Source organism: Pararhizobium capsulatum DSM 1112 (genome assembly GCF_030814475.1).
GTDB classification, from domain to species: domain Bacteria; phylum Pseudomonadota; class Alphaproteobacteria; order Rhizobiales; family Rhizobiaceae; genus Pararhizobium; species Pararhizobium capsulatum.
Genome location: NZ_JAUSVF010000002.1, coordinates 696,859 through 711,952, shown reverse-complemented (window position 1 = coordinate 711,952; position 15,094 = coordinate 696,859). Strand labels below are relative to the sequence as shown.

The 15,094-nt window shown below is 60.6% G+C and carries 15 protein-coding genes; 11 read left to right on the top strand and 4 right to left on the bottom strand.

The window, feature by feature from the left end; translation table 11 throughout:
* The first annotated feature begins 23 nt into the window (after nucleotides 1–23).
* From QO002_RS23680 to QO002_RS23655, 6 genes are read left to right on the top strand one after another with little or no spacing between them, the layout of a single operon-like run.
* Nucleotides 24–980 carry an ABC transporter permease gene (locus QO002_RS23680; protein ID WP_307234437.1) on the top strand — a complete coding sequence of 319 codons (957 nt, stop codon included), beginning with the start codon at nucleotides 24–26 and terminating at the stop codon, nucleotides 978–980.
* Nucleotides 981–982: 2 nt separating this feature from the next.
* Nucleotides 983–1,942 (top strand): ABC transporter permease, encoded by a 960-nt coding sequence (locus QO002_RS23675; RefSeq protein ID WP_307234435.1) that lies wholly within the window; start codon nucleotides 983–985, stop codon nucleotides 1,940–1,942.
* Nucleotides 1,939–2,943, top strand: coding sequence for an ABC transporter ATP-binding protein (locus tag QO002_RS23670; RefSeq protein ID WP_307234434.1), 1,005 nt, complete (start codon nucleotides 1,939–1,941; stop codon nucleotides 2,941–2,943). Before QO002_RS23675 ends, QO002_RS23670 begins: the two co-directional genes overlap by 4 nt.
* Nucleotides 2,943–3,935, top strand: coding sequence for an ABC transporter ATP-binding protein (locus tag QO002_RS23665; protein WP_307234431.1), 993 nt, complete (start codon nucleotides 2,943–2,945; stop codon nucleotides 3,933–3,935). Before QO002_RS23670 ends, QO002_RS23665 begins: the two co-directional genes overlap by 1 nt.
* Nucleotides 3,932–4,990 carry a four-carbon acid sugar kinase family protein gene (locus tag QO002_RS23660; protein ID WP_307234429.1) on the top strand — a complete coding sequence of 353 codons (1,059 nt, stop codon included), beginning with the start codon at nucleotides 3,932–3,934 and terminating at the stop codon, nucleotides 4,988–4,990. Before QO002_RS23665 ends, QO002_RS23660 begins: the two co-directional genes overlap by 4 nt.
* A gap of 20 nt (nucleotides 4,991–5,010) precedes the next feature.
* A complete protein-coding gene (locus tag QO002_RS23655; RefSeq protein ID WP_307234427.1) occupies nucleotides 5,011–5,766 on the top strand; it encodes a FadR/GntR family transcriptional regulator in 756 nt (251 codons plus the stop codon).
* 29 nt (nucleotides 5,767–5,795) lie between these two features.
* On the opposite strand, the gene QO002_RS23650 is transcribed toward QO002_RS23655, so the two are convergent.
* Nucleotides 5,796–6,047: a WGR domain-containing protein gene (locus tag QO002_RS23650; protein ID WP_307235055.1), complete on the bottom strand. Its 252-nt coding sequence runs from the start codon at nucleotides 6,045–6,047 to the stop codon at nucleotides 5,796–5,798.
* Between the two features lie 298 nt (nucleotides 6,048–6,345).
* On the bottom strand, nucleotides 6,346–7,170 hold the full coding sequence (locus QO002_RS23645) for an N-acyl homoserine lactonase family protein (RefSeq protein WP_307234425.1): 825 nt from the start codon (nucleotides 7,168–7,170) through the stop codon (nucleotides 6,346–6,348).
* A gap of 132 nt (nucleotides 7,171–7,302) precedes the next feature.
* Here QO002_RS23645 and QO002_RS23640 point away from each other — a divergent pair, with 132 nt between their 5' ends.
* From QO002_RS23640 to QO002_RS23625, 4 genes are all read left to right on the top strand, one after another.
* Complete coding sequence (locus QO002_RS23640) at nucleotides 7,303–8,178, top strand: helix-turn-helix domain-containing protein (RefSeq protein WP_307234423.1); 876 nt, start codon at nucleotides 7,303–7,305, stop codon at nucleotides 8,176–8,178.
* Between the two features lie 129 nt (nucleotides 8,179–8,307).
* Entirely contained in the window at nucleotides 8,308–10,905 is a 2,598-nt protein-coding gene (locus tag QO002_RS23635) for a response regulator (RefSeq protein ID WP_307234420.1), read from the top strand.
* Between the two features lie 130 nt (nucleotides 10,906–11,035).
* Nucleotides 11,036–12,025 carry an aldo/keto reductase gene (locus tag QO002_RS23630; RefSeq protein ID WP_307234417.1) on the top strand — a complete coding sequence of 330 codons (990 nt, stop codon included), beginning with the start codon at nucleotides 11,036–11,038 and terminating at the stop codon, nucleotides 12,023–12,025.
* Between the two features lie 72 nt (nucleotides 12,026–12,097).
* Nucleotides 12,098–12,838 (top strand): SDR family oxidoreductase, encoded by a 741-nt coding sequence (locus QO002_RS23625; protein WP_307234415.1) that lies wholly within the window; start codon nucleotides 12,098–12,100, stop codon nucleotides 12,836–12,838.
* Nucleotides 12,839–12,929: 91 nt separating this feature from the next.
* On the opposite strand, the gene QO002_RS23620 is transcribed toward QO002_RS23625, so the two are convergent.
* Nucleotides 12,930–13,631, bottom strand: a complete 702-nt coding sequence (locus tag QO002_RS23620; protein ID WP_307234412.1) for a RibD family protein — start codon at nucleotides 13,629–13,631, stop codon at nucleotides 12,930–12,932.
* Nucleotides 13,628–14,026, bottom strand: coding sequence for a (R)-mandelonitrile lyase (locus QO002_RS23615; RefSeq protein ID WP_307234410.1), 399 nt, complete (start codon nucleotides 14,024–14,026; stop codon nucleotides 13,628–13,630). Before QO002_RS23615 ends, QO002_RS23620 begins: the two co-directional genes overlap by 4 nt.
* A gap of 120 nt (nucleotides 14,027–14,146) precedes the next feature.
* Between QO002_RS23615 and QO002_RS23610 the strand changes: the two genes are divergently transcribed.
* Nucleotides 14,147–15,040, top strand: coding sequence for a LysR family transcriptional regulator (locus QO002_RS23610; protein ID WP_307234408.1), 894 nt, complete (start codon nucleotides 14,147–14,149; stop codon nucleotides 15,038–15,040).
* The last annotated feature ends 54 nt before the right edge of the window (nucleotides 15,041–15,094 follow it).

Below are 15,094 nucleotides of genomic sequence, written 5' to 3'. Positions count from 1 at the left end.
CTCACTACAGGCAGGAGGTGGCCTTGCTTCGCTATGTGCTCTCACGGTTTGCCATCTGGATACCGTCCGTTCTCGTCGTCATGCTGGCGGTCTACGCCATGGCCTTTTATGGCGCCGGTGATCCAATCAAGCTGATCTTTCTTCGTGCCCCCGGCGACGTTGCCTATAATCCGGAGCGCATCGAGGCGATCCGCGAAAGCGCGGGGCTGAACAAGCCCTTCATCGAGCAATTCCTGCTTTACATCTGGAACCTGCTGCACGGCCAGTTCGGCAATTCCTTGAGCTCCGGCCGCTCCGTCTGGGCGATGGTGAAAGCCGCAGCCCCGGTCTCCTTCCAGCTCGCCATTTGTTCCATCTTCCTCACGGCCGTCGTTGCGATCCCGCTCGGCATGATCGCGGCGCTCAACCAGAATTCGCGGATCGATTATACGATCCTCGGCTCGGCACTGTTCCTGTGGGCAATCCCGGCTTATGTCGCTGGACCATTGCTGATGGTCGGGCTCATCGTATTCCTGCCGATGATCAAGGTGCCCTATGGCTGGGGCGGCGTCTTCGATGTGCGCATCATTTTGCCGCTCATCGTTCTGTCCTTCCAGCCGATCGCCCTGATCGTCCGCCAGACCCGCGCCGCTGTTATCGAGGTGTTGTCTGAGGATTTCGTGCGTACGGCCCGGGCCAAGGGGGTGCCGGAGATTGCCGTGGCGCTGAAGCATGTGCTGCGCCCGGTGTTGACGCCGGTGGTCACCCAGCTCGGCCTCATCATGATCACCATCGTCAACGGCGCGATCTTCGTCGAGCTGGTCTTCGGCCTTCCCGGCCTTGGCCGCCTGACGGTGCAGGCGCTCACCAATTCCGACTATCCGGTGATCCTCGCGATAACGCTGATCGGATCGTTCCTCGTCATGGCATCGAACCTGCTGGTGGATATTCTTTATCCGCTGCTTGATCCGCGTGCCAGTGCCGCTTCAAGGAGCCGATGACCATGTCCGTCGTTCCCCTTTCGGCTATAGACACGGCAGAAGAACCCCCGGTCAACCTGTGGCGCGATGCCTGGCACCGCCTGAAGCGCAACAAGCTTGCGGTCTTCGGTCTTGCCACCGTCATCATCCTTGCGCTGATCGCCTTGATCGGCCCCTATGTGCTGCCGCACGATTTTCTGAGCCAGGATCTGGCATCCCGCAACATGCCGCCGTCGCTGGAGTATTTCTTCGGCACGGACGATCTCGGTCGCGATGTCTTCAGCCGCGTCGTCTATGGAACGCGCACCGCGTTTCTAGTGGCGATCATCGTCACCTTCTTTGCCGTCGCGATCGGCCTGACACTCGGGGCGATCGCCGGCTTCTTTGGCGATCCCTTCGACCGCATCATCATGTGGCTGACGGACGTGACGATGTCTGTGCCGAACCTTCTGCTCGTCGTCGTCATCAATGCATCGCTGAAAAACCCGATCACCAACTGGATGGAGGCGCGTTATATGGCGACGCTCAATCCGATCTACCGCGAAACAGTGTGGGTGGATTTCATCCTCGTGTTCGGTTCCATGGCGTTGATCTCCTGGCCACCCTATGCGCGCCTCGTCCGCGCGCAGGTCATGTCGATCCGCAGCCGGCCCTATATCACGGCGGCCCAGGCGCTCGGCCTCACCAACTGGATCATCATCCGTCGCTATGTAATCCCCAACGCGCTTGGCCCGCTGATCGTGTCGGTCAGCGCCGGTCTCGGCACGGCGATGGTTCTGGAAAGCGCCTTCTCGTTCCTCGGCGTCGGTGTCAATCCACCGACCCCGAGCTGGGGCAACATGATCTCCGACGGTCTCCGCGTCTGGCAGCATTATCCGCATCTTCTGGCAGCACCCGCTGCGGTGCTTGGCCTTGCCTCGGTCGCCTTCAGCTTCCTCGGCGACGGGCTCAACGATGCGCTCAATCCGAAAGGCAGCAAATGACGGCGAACGCGAAAGAACGGCTGCTCGACGTGCGCGGTCTCACCGTCGAGATCGAGACGCGCCGCGGTCCGGCTGTGATCGTCGATGGCATCGATCTGCATGTCGACAAGGGCGAGACACTCGGCGTCGTCGGCGAATCCGGCTGCGGCAAGAGCCTGACGATGCTGAGCTTGATGCGGCTGCTGCCCAACAAGATCAAGGTCGCCGGCGGAACCGCGACCTTCGATGGCCGCGACCTGCAGAAGATGTCGAAATCGGAGTTGCGCAAGGTGCGTGGCGGCGATGTCGGCTTCATCTTCCAGGACCCGATGACCTCGCTCAATCCGGTGATGCGCATTGGCGACCAGATCTGCGAGCCGCTGATCTATCATCGCAAGATGTCGAAGGCGCAGGCGCGGGTGCGGGCGGTGGAACTCTTGCGGCTGGTCGGCATTCCCGGGCCGGAAGAGAGGCTGATGGCCTATCCGCACGAGCTTTCGGGCGGCATGCGTCAGCGGGTGATGATCGCAATCGGTCTTTCCTGCAATCCGAAACTGCTGATTGCCGACGAGCCGACGACCGCGCTCGACGTGACCATTCAGGCCCAGATCGTCGATCTCGTAAAAGAACTTCGTGGACGGCTCGGCATGTCGGTCGTCTGGATCACGCACGACCTCGCGTTGATTGCCGGGCTCGTGGATCGCGTGGCGGTGCTCTATGCCGGAACGGTTGTGGAAGATGCTCCGGTCGATGATCTCTATGCCCGGCCAAGCCATCCCTATACGCGCGGGTTGCTCGCCTCCATTCCAAAGCTTTCGGATGCGCCATCCAGCCGCCTAAGCTCGATCGGCGGTACCCCGCCGGAGCCTGGACGCCGGCCAAAAGGCTGTCCTTTCGCCCCGCGTTGCCCGCTCGTACAGTCGATCTGTCTCCAGAGCGTGCCGAAGCTTGAACCGATTGCCGGTCAGGGCAGCCACCGGGCGGCATGCTTCGTCGTCCAGAAAATGCAGGAGGCCGCGTGATGGGTGCTGAACCGCTGCTCCGGATCGAGAAGCTCGTCAAGCATTTCGATGTCCGCCTCGGCGCCTTTGGGGAACGATCGGCGACCGTCTATGCGCTCGACAATGTCGATCTCGATATCATGGAAGGCGAGACGCTGAGCCTTGTCGGCGAATCCGGCTGCGGCAAGTCGACGACAGGTTTCACCATTCTCAATCTCTACCGCGCCACCAGCGGCAAAGTCGTCTATCGCGGCCAGGATCTGGTAAAGCTCGACGAGAAAGCCATGCGGCCCTTCCGCCGCGATCTCCAGATCGTCTTCCAGGATCCCTATTCGACCCTCAACCCGCGCATGACGGTGGGTGAGGCGGTCGGCGAGCCGATCCTGTTTCACAAGCTGGCGACCAAGGCAGAACTAAAGGGCAAGGTCGAGACGCTTCTCGGCGATGTCGGGCTGCCTGCCCGCTTTGCCCAGCGCTATCCGCACGAGCTTTCCGGCGGCCAGCGCCAGCGTGTCGCGATCGCCCGCGCGCTTGCCTGCCAGCCGAAATTCATCGTCTGCGACGAGGCGATCTCGGCGCTCGATGTCTCGATCCAGGCGCAGATCATCAACCTGCTGCTCGATCTTCAGGACAAGTATGGGCTGACCTATCTGTTCATCGCCCATGACCTTGCCGTCGTGCGGCACATCTCGACCCGTGTCGGGGTAATGTATCTCGGCCGCCTTGCCGAGCTTGCAAGCCGCGATGCGTTGTTTGAGGAGCCGCTGCATCCCTATACGAAGGCCCTGCTCTCCGCCGTACCGGAAACCGATCCCGCGCATGAGCGCAGCCGCCAACGCCAGATTCTGCAGGGTGACGTGCCAAGCCCGCTTAATCCGCCGGCTGGGTGCCGCTTCCACACGCGCTGCCCGATTGCCATGGAGGTTTGCGGCCGGATCATACCGGAGTGGAAGGAAGCGAAACCCGGGCACTATGTCGCTTGCCATGCTGTCAACACGGGGCAGACGGCATGACGCTTCGGGTCGCGATCGTCGCCGATGACCTGACCGGGGCGCTCGATACGGGCACGCCCTTTGTCGAAGCGGGGTTGTCGGTTGCGGTCGCGGTGGAGGTCGATGCGATTGCTGAGGCCCTGGCAAGTGGCACCGCGGTGGTGGTGGTCAACACGGCGTCTCGTGCCGTTTCTCCCTCCGAAGCCGAGGAGAGGGTTCGGCAGGCGGGGGAGGCGTTGCGGTCGGGTGCGCCACGTATCGTGATGAAGAAGATCGACTCGCGGCTGAAAGGCAACGTTGCTGCCGAGAGCCGGGCGCTTGCGGAAGTGTTCGGGCATAGCCGGATTATCCTGGCACCGGCCATTCCCGATCAGGGCCGGGCGACGGTGGATGGCATGGTTGTCGGACGCGGTGTCGATCAGCCCATTTTTGTCGCGTCACTTTTCGGAGCAAATGAGCGCTCGATTGAAGTCGCGGATGCTGCCAATGACGATGACCTCGACGCCATTGCCAAAGGCCATGATTGGGGTGTGACGTTGGCGGTCGGGGCCAGAGGCCTTGGCTTGGCGCTGGCGCGCCTTGTGGGAAAGCCTGCTCGGCGCCCCGATTTCTTTGCTACGCCGAAGACCTTATTTGCCCTCGGTTCGAGGGATCCCATCACCATCGCCCAGACGGAAAGTCTCATCACCAGCAACCTGCTCGGCGATGTCATGGATGCTGAACACGGTGTTTTGCACGCAACGCGCTCGCTGCGGCTTCCGGCACTTCTGCGCTGCATCGGGGAAATGACGTCCGATAGCGAAGTCGTCGCCCGGCATTTTGCCCGAGGCGTGAAGGTGATCGTCGAAGAAAGTAGACCGGACATGCTCGTTGTCGGCGGCGGCGACACGGCGCTTGCGGTATTTCGCGAAATGGGCATGCGGGTGCTGTTGCCGCGTGGCGAAATCGAGCCGGGCGTGCCCTGGTTCAAGGTCACGACGGATGATGGCCGCACCTTGCGGTGTGCGGTCAAGTCGGGGGGCTTTGGTCAGCCCGATAGTCTGCTAAGAGTGATTGAGCGGAATCAGGCAGCGTAAGGGCTGCCGACGAGGAGAATATGGTGGAAGAAGGCGCATCGCTGAATGTCGAGACGGCTCGGAACGGGAAACCGGGCCGCGCTGTCAAGCTGGTCGACCGCGTCTTCGATCAGTTGATGGATCGCATTCGCGCCGGCAACTACCCGCCGGATTCGCGTCTTCCGGGCGAGCACGAGCTTTCATCAATGCTCGGCGTTTCGCGACCGATCGTACGCGACGCGCTGGCCCGGCTGCGCGAGCAGGGTGTCGTCTATGCCCGTCAGGGAGCAGGCACTTTCGTCAGCGCCCAAGGAACGCCTTCCGCCCATCTCGCCTATTCCCCGGTCAAGACCATTGCCGATATCCAGCGCTGTTACGAATTTCGCCTGACGATCGAGCCCGCAGCAGCGTTTTTCGCGGCCAAGCGTCGGGACGAGACCGCGATCCAGAAGATCGCCGTTGCACTCTCCGATCTGCGTGAAGCGACAAACCATCATCTTCACAAGGCCGATGCCGACTTCGCCTTTCACCGGGCGGTGACGGAAGCGGCCAACAATCATTACTACACCGCCTCACTTGATGCCCTGAAGGCGCATATCGCCGTCGGCATGCACCTGCACGGCTTGTCGCTGCTCGGTCCGCGGCAGGGGTTGCAGCAGGTTTTCGAGGAGCATGACGAGATTTACCGCGCCGTTGCCGAAGGGCGCGCGCAGGAAGCGCGCGATCTCATGCACAGGCATCTCGAGGGCTCACGTGACCGCCTTTTTGAAGGACGTGCCCTCGATCTGTCCTTCTGATGTGAAGGCCCACACAGCTCACTGGCCAGCTACAGTCCTTGACCGCGGCAAGGTCGATATCCCCTTGATCGCTTGCGGCGTAATATCCTTAAGAAAAGCACAAGCGCATCTTTTTCATCGGTGAAAAGATGGATGCGCTCCTGCCCGAGGGTGCCGATGCGCCCCCAGCGCCGAACCAGCGCTACGCCGCCGAAAAGCGACGCCTCGATCGACATGGCATAGAAGCGCGCCATGTTCGCCCCATCGTCAAACCGTCTGATATTAATCTGAAATGTTCCCATGCCGCGAGAATCGCGCCTTTGGGATTCGACGTCCAATGAGTTGTTTGAATCGATTGAGGCTCATCGATTCATGATGGTGATGGGACGTGGGCGTCGCGCGACAGCCGGATTGTCGTCTTCGTTCAGTTTGCCGCAACACGTCGCTCAATCATCCTTGTAACGATGGATTTTAATTCCAGTTTTGCAAGGATGGTTGTGAAGAGCAGACGGGCGTTTGGATGTCGCCTCCTGGTCGGTGACTCTTCGTGAATAGCCAGTTCGGACAATTGCCGAACCGGCCAAACATTCAGTGCCAGCTTTATTTGGCGCTCTTCGGGAACGCGGGCAGTCGGTTGATATGCGAGGCGTCGTGCTGGATGATCAGCTTCGCGCCCAGACTTTTCGTGATGCCGGTCAGCCTGTCCATCGAGGCAAGCGTTTCGGCGCGGTCATAGTTGAATGCCGGGACGCCGTGATTTTTGAACTGCTCTTCGAAATGTGCGACGTCACCGGAAAGAAGCACCGGACCAGTATCAGCCAGACGCACCAGCAGGCTGGTCTCCCCCGGTGTGTGCCCCGGCGTCGAGAGGATGGTGACGCTGCCGTCGCCAAAGACGTCGCGATCAACCGAGATCGCGTCGATTTTCGAGCCGCCTTCGAGCCATGGTTTGATGAAAGCAGGATCGACGGCGAAGGGAAGCGGTGTGGCCTTGAACTGGGCAAGGTCGGCGGCCCCAATCATCAGTGTTGCATTCGGGAAGCTTGCCGCCTGTCCGACATGGTCGAAATGGTTGTGACTGATACCGATGCGACTGATGTCGGTGGGCTCCACCCCGATCTCCGATAGCTGGGTCGGCAGGTCCACCTTGAGACGTGGAACCAAAGGCACGGTGTCGTCGGATTTCGCGCCGATCAGTGCTGTCGGCAGGCCTGTGTCCCACAGCATGTATTCCTGATCGTGGCGGATGAGGTAGCAACTGTCAGTGAGCGTGCGTTTCTCGCCGGCATAATTGAACGTATCTGAAAAGAAGGCGAGTTCGTGGACATCGACCTCGCCGCAGTCGAGCCGCCAAAGCTCCAGGTCAGCAGCTGTTGCGCCGGAAGCAAAAAGAGCGGTGGCGGCGAAGAGGGCTATCGATTTCATGTCGGTCTCCTTGTTTGGAAGACCGCTTGTGCCGCATTTCCGTCCATCGAACGGGTCCGGTTCGATCGATTGTGGACCCGAAACGCTCATGCTGCCATTTTTTATGGGGCCGCTTTGAGGTATGTTGCCAGAATGAACATTCATACCAAGAACCGCGATGACGCTGAGCTTAGGGCAAGGCTGGTGGAGCGTCTGCGCCCGATGATGGCGCCGAGCGGCACGGCCGGACGCTACGCCCATGGAAAGCAGCTGTTTTCCTATTGCTCGATCGACAAGGAACGTTTGAAGGCGATATCGCTTCCGTGCCCGATCATCGGCATCCTGCTGCGTGGCCGCAAAGAGGTATGGCTCGGAGACCAGGCCCATATGTTTGAGCCAGGCACGGTTTTCGTTCTGCCCGGCCGGGTGCCGATGGATGTCGTGAATATTCCGGCGGGTTCCAACGCATGCTACGAATCCTTGCTGCTTGAGGTTCCTTCTTTACCTGCCGGCGTGGCGCCGCTTGTCGGTGGCAATGGCGGCAACGGAAGCGAGACCGGTGGTGAGTTTCGCGTGACCTTGAACCCCGATCTCGTCGATACGCTCGTTCATGCGGCAACGGCAATTGCCGATGATGCGCTCGGTGAAACGATGAAGACGCTGCGCCTTATCGAGATGCTGACACTTTTGCGCCCACTGCGGGCCGCCAGTCCCCTGTTCAGGACGGTGCTTGACGAGGAGGTGGCGTGGCTGGTGCGCAGCGCGCCGTCTGAAATCTGGACCGTTGAAAGCGTGGCTACTCGCCTCGGTCTGGGGGCATCGACCTTGCGCCGCCGGCTGGCACTCCGCGGAAAATCCTTTAGAGAAATCCTGCGGCAGGAACGGCTCAAGGCGGGCGAAAGTGCGTTGGCCTCCGGAGCATCGAGCATAGCTGCTGCAGAGGCTGCCGGTTATGCCTCGCGTTCGCATTTCGCCCGTCGGTATCGGGAAAGTTACGGCACCACCCCGAAGGGGCGGCGGGCCGTATGAGGATCATCAATAATCCCTTATAAAGGGAGGCCTTTTGTGTCTGGCGCTGGCGAGTTCCAGCGCGCTTGTCGCTGGCATTTGCTGTCGTGATCCCGTAATTAGACCCTAAGAATTCAGAGGGTCCCGACATTGACGAGTACTATACAGACACCGCGTAAAGTCTGGCCGATCGGCGGCGGTGAAACGGGCGAGCTCATCCGGCATATGGACTGGTCCAAGACTGCCCTCGGACCCATGGAACAATGGCCGCAGCATCTGCGGATCAAGGTGAACTCGATCGTCAATTCGCCGATCCCCCAGGTGCTGATGTGGGGACCGGACCACATCATGCTCTACAATGACGGCTATGTCGAAATCGCCGGTGGCTATCACCCGGCCGCGCTGGGCGGCCGTGTGCCGGATATCTGGCCGGAAATCTGGGACTGGAACCGCGCGATCCTTGAAGCGGGCTTTCGCGGGGAGGTGCAATCCTTCCGCGACCAGCCGATGGTTCTCGGTCGTGCCGGGGTGCCGGAGACAGTCATTTTCGATCTTTTCTATACGCCGATCTATGACGAAGACGGCAATGTCGATGGCGTCCTGTGCACCGTTCTCGAAAACACCGCCAAGTTTCAGGCGCAGAAGGATCTCGCGGAAAGCCGCTCGGAGCTTGCCCGGCTCACCAGTGCGCTGCCGATCCTGGTCGGCTTTCTCGACAACGAGCGCATCTATCGTTTTGCCAATGACGCCTATGTCGAATGGTTCGGCCTTGAGCCGTCGCAGGTTATCGGACGTCACGTCGCCGAGATCATCAATCCTGACTATTACGAGGGCCGAAAACCGTTTCTGACCCGCGCCTACGCAGGTGAAACCGTGATCAGCGACACTGTCATCCGGCGGGCGGATGGACAACCGCGCCATGCGGAGGTGCGGTACACGCCGCGGCGGACTGATGAAGGCGACATTGACGGTATCTATGTGCTGATCATCGACATAGAAGCACGCAAGCAGCTCGAAAAGGCCCAGCTCGAGGCCCAGCAGCAACTGAGCCAGCACGCCGCTGATCTCGAGCAGCAGGTGCGCCACCGCAGGCGCGCGGAAGACCAGTTGCGGCAGCTCAACGAAAATCTTGAGGCGCGGGTTGCTGCCGAGATTGCCGAGCGCCGACAGGCGGAACTCAAGCTGCAGCATTCGCAGAAGATGGAAACCATCGGCAAGCTGACCGGCGGGGTCGCCCACGATTTCAACAATCTCCTTCAAGTGGTTGCCGGCAATCTTCAGCTTTTGATGAAGGATGTGTCCGGCAACGAACGCGCCGAGCGCCGCGTCAGCAATGCGCTCGCCGGTGTCAGCCGTGGCGCAAAGCTGGCAAGCCAGTTGCTCGCCTTCGGCCGACGTCAGGCTCTCCATCCCAAGGTGATCAATGTCGGCCGTTTCGTGCGGGACATGGACGACATGCTGCGCCGGTCGATCGGCGACGGCGTGGAGATCGAGACTGTCATCGCAGGTGGTCTGTGGAACTGTCTTGCCGATCCGACGCAGGTCGAAAACGCTATCCTCAACCTGGCGATCAACGCGCGCGATGCCATGGATGGCCAGGGCAAGCTGACGGTCGAGGTTGGCAACGCCTATCTCGATGACGACTATGCCACCAAGCATGACGAGGTCGCGCCCGGCCAATATGTGGTGCTCTCCGTTTCAGACACGGGCAGCGGCATCGCCCCGGAAATCCTGGAGCAGGTTTTCGAGCCGTTCTTCTCCACAAAGGCAGAGGGCAAGGGCACGGGGCTCGGCCTTTCCATGGTGTTCGGCTTCGTCAAGCAGTCGGGCGGGCATGTCAAGATCTACAGCGAGGTTGGCCATGGCACGACGGTGAAGATGTATTTGCCGCGTGCCCATGCGACCGAGGACCGTGAAGTCGCCATCCAGTCGGGACCAGTCGTCGGCGGCAACGAAACCATCCTGGTCGTCGAGGATGATGACGAGGTCCGCGATACCGTGGTCGAGACACTGAGCGATCTCGGCTACAAGGTGCTGAAGGCGCCGAATGCGGAGGCTGCGCTGATCATCGTTGAAGCCGGAATGGCAATCGACCTTTTGTTCACCGATGTCGTTATGCCCGGCAAGCTGAAGAGCACCGAGCTTGCGAAGAAGGCACGCGAGCGCCAGCCGGATATAGCCGTGCTTTATACCTCGGGCTACACGGAAAATTCGATCGTGCATGGCGGTCGTCTGGATGCCGGCGTGGAGTTGCTATCCAAGCCTTATCCGCGAGAGGCGCTTGCCAGGAAGGTTCGTCACGTACTGGCGAACCGCAGCCAGCGGATGTCCAGGATTGAAGAGCCTGCGGCCACAGTACGGGTTGTGGCCCCCGCAAGAGCCGAACAGCTTCGCATCCTCCTTGTGGAGGATGACAGCCTGATCCGGATGAATACGGCGGAAATGCTGGAGGATCTTGGGCATAAGGTCCATCAGGCAGGGTCCGCGGCGGAGGCGGTCGCGCTGGCGGATCGCCAGCCGGTCGATGTACTCATCGCCGATATCGGCCTGCCGGACATGCCCGGTGTCGAAATGGCGGCGCGTATTGCGGCAAAAATTCCGAACCTGCCGGTGATCTTCGCCAGCGGCCATGACGAAAATTCGGCAGGTCTTTCGGACGATGCGGTGCTGATCACCAAGCCCTACGGCTCAAGCGATCTGGACCAGGCCCTGAGCCTGATCCGCCAGCGACGGTCGCTCAGCCATTGAGTTGAAGATCTATATTAATGAAACACAGACATAACTTCATGCGGATTATACGACCTTATCCCTGGGGCTGATCGGCTCTAAGTTCTCTTCACGAAACCTGAAAGCTCAAGATTGAGCAGGAGGAAAGTTCATGAAGAAACGTATGCTTGGCAAAAGCGGCCTCGAAGTCTCGGCTCTCGGCTTCGGCTGCATGGGTCTGAATTTCGGATATGGCACCGCGCTCGGCACGCCGGAGAGCGTGAAGCTCATCCGCGACGCGGTCGATCGCGGTGTCACCTTTTTCGATACGGCTGAAGTCTACGGCCCCTTTACCAACGAAGAGATCGTCGGCGAAGCGCTGAAGCCGGTGCGCGATCAGGTGGTGATCGCCACGAAATTCGGCTTCAGGTTCGAGGATGGCAAGCAGGCGGGGCTCGACAGCCGACCGGAGACCATTCGTGCCGCTGCCGAAGCGTCGCTGAAGCGCCTTGGCGTCGATGTGATCGATCTGCTTTACCAGCACCGGGTCGATCCGGAGGTACCGATCGAGGACGTGGCAGGCGCCGTCAAGGATCTGATCGACGCGGGCAAGGTCAGGCATTTCGGCCTGTCTGAGCCGGGTGCTGCCACCGTGCGGCGCGCCCATTCGGTCCAGCCGGTGACGGCATTGCAGAATGAATATTCGCTCTGGACCCGCGGTCCCGAGACCAACGGCATTCCGGAGGCATGCGAGGAACTTGGTATCGGTCTCGTCGCCTATAGCCCGCTGGGCAAGGGTTTTCTCACCGGCGCGATGAGCAAGAACACCAAGATCGGCGAGAAGGATTTCCGCAGTATCCTGCCGCGCTTCACACCCGAAGCGATGGAAAAGAACCAGGCTCTCATCGATCTCCTGAAGCGCATCGCTGCAGACAAGGATGCGACGCCCGCGCAGATCGCTCTTGCCTGGCTGTTGTCGCGCAAGCCCTGGATCGTACCGATCCCCGGCACGACCAAGCTCCACCGCCTTGAGGAAAATCTCGGTGCGGCCGAGATCGAGCTGACGGTCGCCGACCTTACCGAAGTCGAGCGAGCAGCATCGGAAATCCGGGTCGAGGGTGAACGGTACCCCGAACAGTTGATGAAAACCGTCGGCCGCTGATTACAGCCGTCGCATATCCAGCCCGCGCCGTTCGGTGCGGGCCTATCCATTTGTCCTATCAGGAGAGAAAACATGTCAGAAGCGATCGAAGGCAAAGTTGTCGTCATCACCGGTGCAAGCAGTGGTCTCGGTGAGGCAACCGCCCGGTATCTCGCCGGCAAGGGGGCAAAGGTTGTCCTCGGCGCGCGGCGCCTGGATCGGCTGCAGGCGCTTGCGCAAGAACTCGGCCTGCCCAACGGCGCGGCAGTGCAGACGGATGTCACCGACCACGAACAGGTCAAAAATCTCGTCGACACAGCCGTCCGAATCCATGGCCGTATTGATGTGATCCTCAACAATGCCGGCCTGATGCCGCATTCGCCACTTGAACGCGGCAAGATCGAGGATTGGGACCGGATGATCGACGTCAACCTGAAGGGCGTGCTTTACGGCATCGCGGCAGCCTTGCCGCACATGAAGGCGCAGAAGAGCGGGCACATCATCAACGTATCCTCGGTTGCCGGCCACAAGGTCCGCCCCGGAAGCGCCGTATACGCGGCAACCAAGGCTGCGGTTCGCATGCTGTCCGAGGGACTGCGCCAGGAGGTGAAGCCCTACAATATTCGCACGACGATCATTTCTCCAGGGGCGGTGGAGTCGGAACTGCCACAAAGCATCACAGAAGCCGATGTCGCCAGTGGTATCCAGGATTTCTACGAAGCCTACGCCATTCCGGCAATCAACTTTGCCCGTGTTGTCGCCTTCGCAATCCAGCAGCCGCAGGAGCTGGACATCAACGAAATCCTCTTCCGCCCGACCGCGCAGGAGATGTGATGTCTTCGTTGGGCTTGCTCTGAGGACAGCCAAAAGAGATCGGCACCAGCAAGGTCTGACGCCGATCTCGAAAGTCCGAAGAGGTCAAAGCTTAACGGGCGGAGACCGTGTAGCGCAGATGCAGGACACCGTGGTCCAGCTGCTCAAAGCTTTTCAACGACAGCTGCATCTTGCCGCGCAGGCCCTCGGTTCCATTCTCGATAATCGACTGGTTGTCCACGCGTCCTTCGACTGCCGGTGAAAGCAAAAGGCTCAGTTCATCGACCAGACCGACAGCGAGGAATGATCCATTGATGCCGGCGCCGCCCTCCAGCAGCAGGCGGCGGATGCCGAGTTCGCTTCCCAGTACCTCCAGCATCGCGGCGAGATCAACGGTCGGCTCCGTCGACACAATGTAGGAAACGCCATCCGCCGCCAGTTCAGCGAGATGGCTGTCGGGGACGTCACGGCCCAGAAGCACGACCACATGGTCACCATTGATGTCGCTCTTGTCGAAGTGCAGCTTGCCGGAAGCATCCAGTGCAACGGCGTAGCTTCCGGCATTCCTGTTTGCGAAATGAAACGGCCGCGTGACGGCAATCTCGCCCTGTGGCGGATGGGCTTTAGCCTTGCTCATCTCAGCCATGGTGATGCGGCCGACGAGCCAGGCGTCGCCCTCGAATTTTTCGTGTAACGCTTCGTAGAGCGCCGACCACTGGCCGATGTCACCGTCCGGGCTCTTTGTCCAGCGGCTGGGATGCAGGCTGCCATCCAGTGAAGTGATCATGTGGCAGATGACATAGGGCCTCGTCACGGAGTATCTCCCAGGTAATCCTGATCCGCGACCTTTTCCAGCCACGTCACGGGCGTTCCATTCTCCATTTCGGCGATGGCGATGTGGCTCATCGCGCAATCCGGTGCTGCTCCGTGCCAGTGCTTTTCGCCGGGCTCGAACCAGATGATATCGCCCGGGCGGATTTCCTCCACCGGTCCGCCCTCGCGCTGAACAAGCCCGAGGCCGGAAACGACGAGCAATGTCTGGCCAAGCGGATGCGTATGCCAGGCTGTGCGAGCACCAGGCTCGAAGGTCACGGTTGCGCCGCTGAGATTACCGCTGCCGTTGAACGGCGCATCAATGCGAACCGTCCCGGTGAAGTAGTCGTCCGGCCCCTTGGCCGAGGGCCTTGAGCCCGCCTGTCTGATCTGCATGTCAATGCTCCTTGTGTGGGAAGGCAAATAGGTGCCGTCCATTCTACGTCGAGTCTAGGTCCCTGACATTTCCAGGACCAGCCGATATAAACAGCATGTTGTCATATCCGGAGTTCATGAATGCGCCGCGAAGAGCTTGTCGATCTGAACGCCTTTCTGGCTGTCGCCGAAGAAAAGAGCTTCACCCGCGCTGCGTCCAAGCTCGGGACGTCCCAATCGGCACTCAGCCACACGATCCGGCGTCTTGAGGCGCGGGTGGGCGTGCGCCTGCTGACCCGCACCACCCGCAATGTCGCGCCGACCGAGGCGGGGGAACGGCTGTTGACGACGCTGCGTCCAGCGCTCGAAAGCATCAGCACCGAACTCACGTCCCTGGGCGAACTGCGCGCCAAGCCCGCCGGCACGATCCGGCTCACGACCGCCGAGCACGCGGCGACCACGGTGCTCTGGCCTGCACTGGAAAAGCTTCTGCCTGACTATCCAGACATCAAGGTCGAACTCAGCATCGATTCCGGCCTCACCGATATCGTCGTGGATCGTTTCGATGCGGGCGTGCGGCTCGGCGAGGCGCTGGCGCAGGACATGGTGGCGGTCAGGATCGGGCCTGATTTGCGTATGGCGGCGGTGGGCTCGCCCGCCTATTTCGAAGAACATCCTGCTCCCACAACCCCGAACGATTTGGCGCAGCATGACTGCATAAACCTGCGCCTGATGAGCGCGGGCGGATTCTATGCCTGGGAAATGGAGAAGGATGGGCGCGAGGTTCGCGTGCGGGTCGAGGGCGCGCTTGCGTTCAACAACGTCAACATGATCGTACGCGCCGCTAAGGCCGGTTTCGGCATTGGCTTCGTGATGGAGGATCATGTGGTTGCGGACATCGCGGACGGACGGCTCTTGCGGGTTCTGGAGGACTGGTGCCCGCCGTTTTCGGGATATCATCTCTACTATCCCAGCCGCCGCCAACCTTCGGCAGCTTTCGCGTTGCTTGTGGAAGCCTTGCGGTATCGAAGCTAAAGGTCCTTCGCAGTGCAACAAAGCCTGCGACAGAACGGGGCACACATGATATGG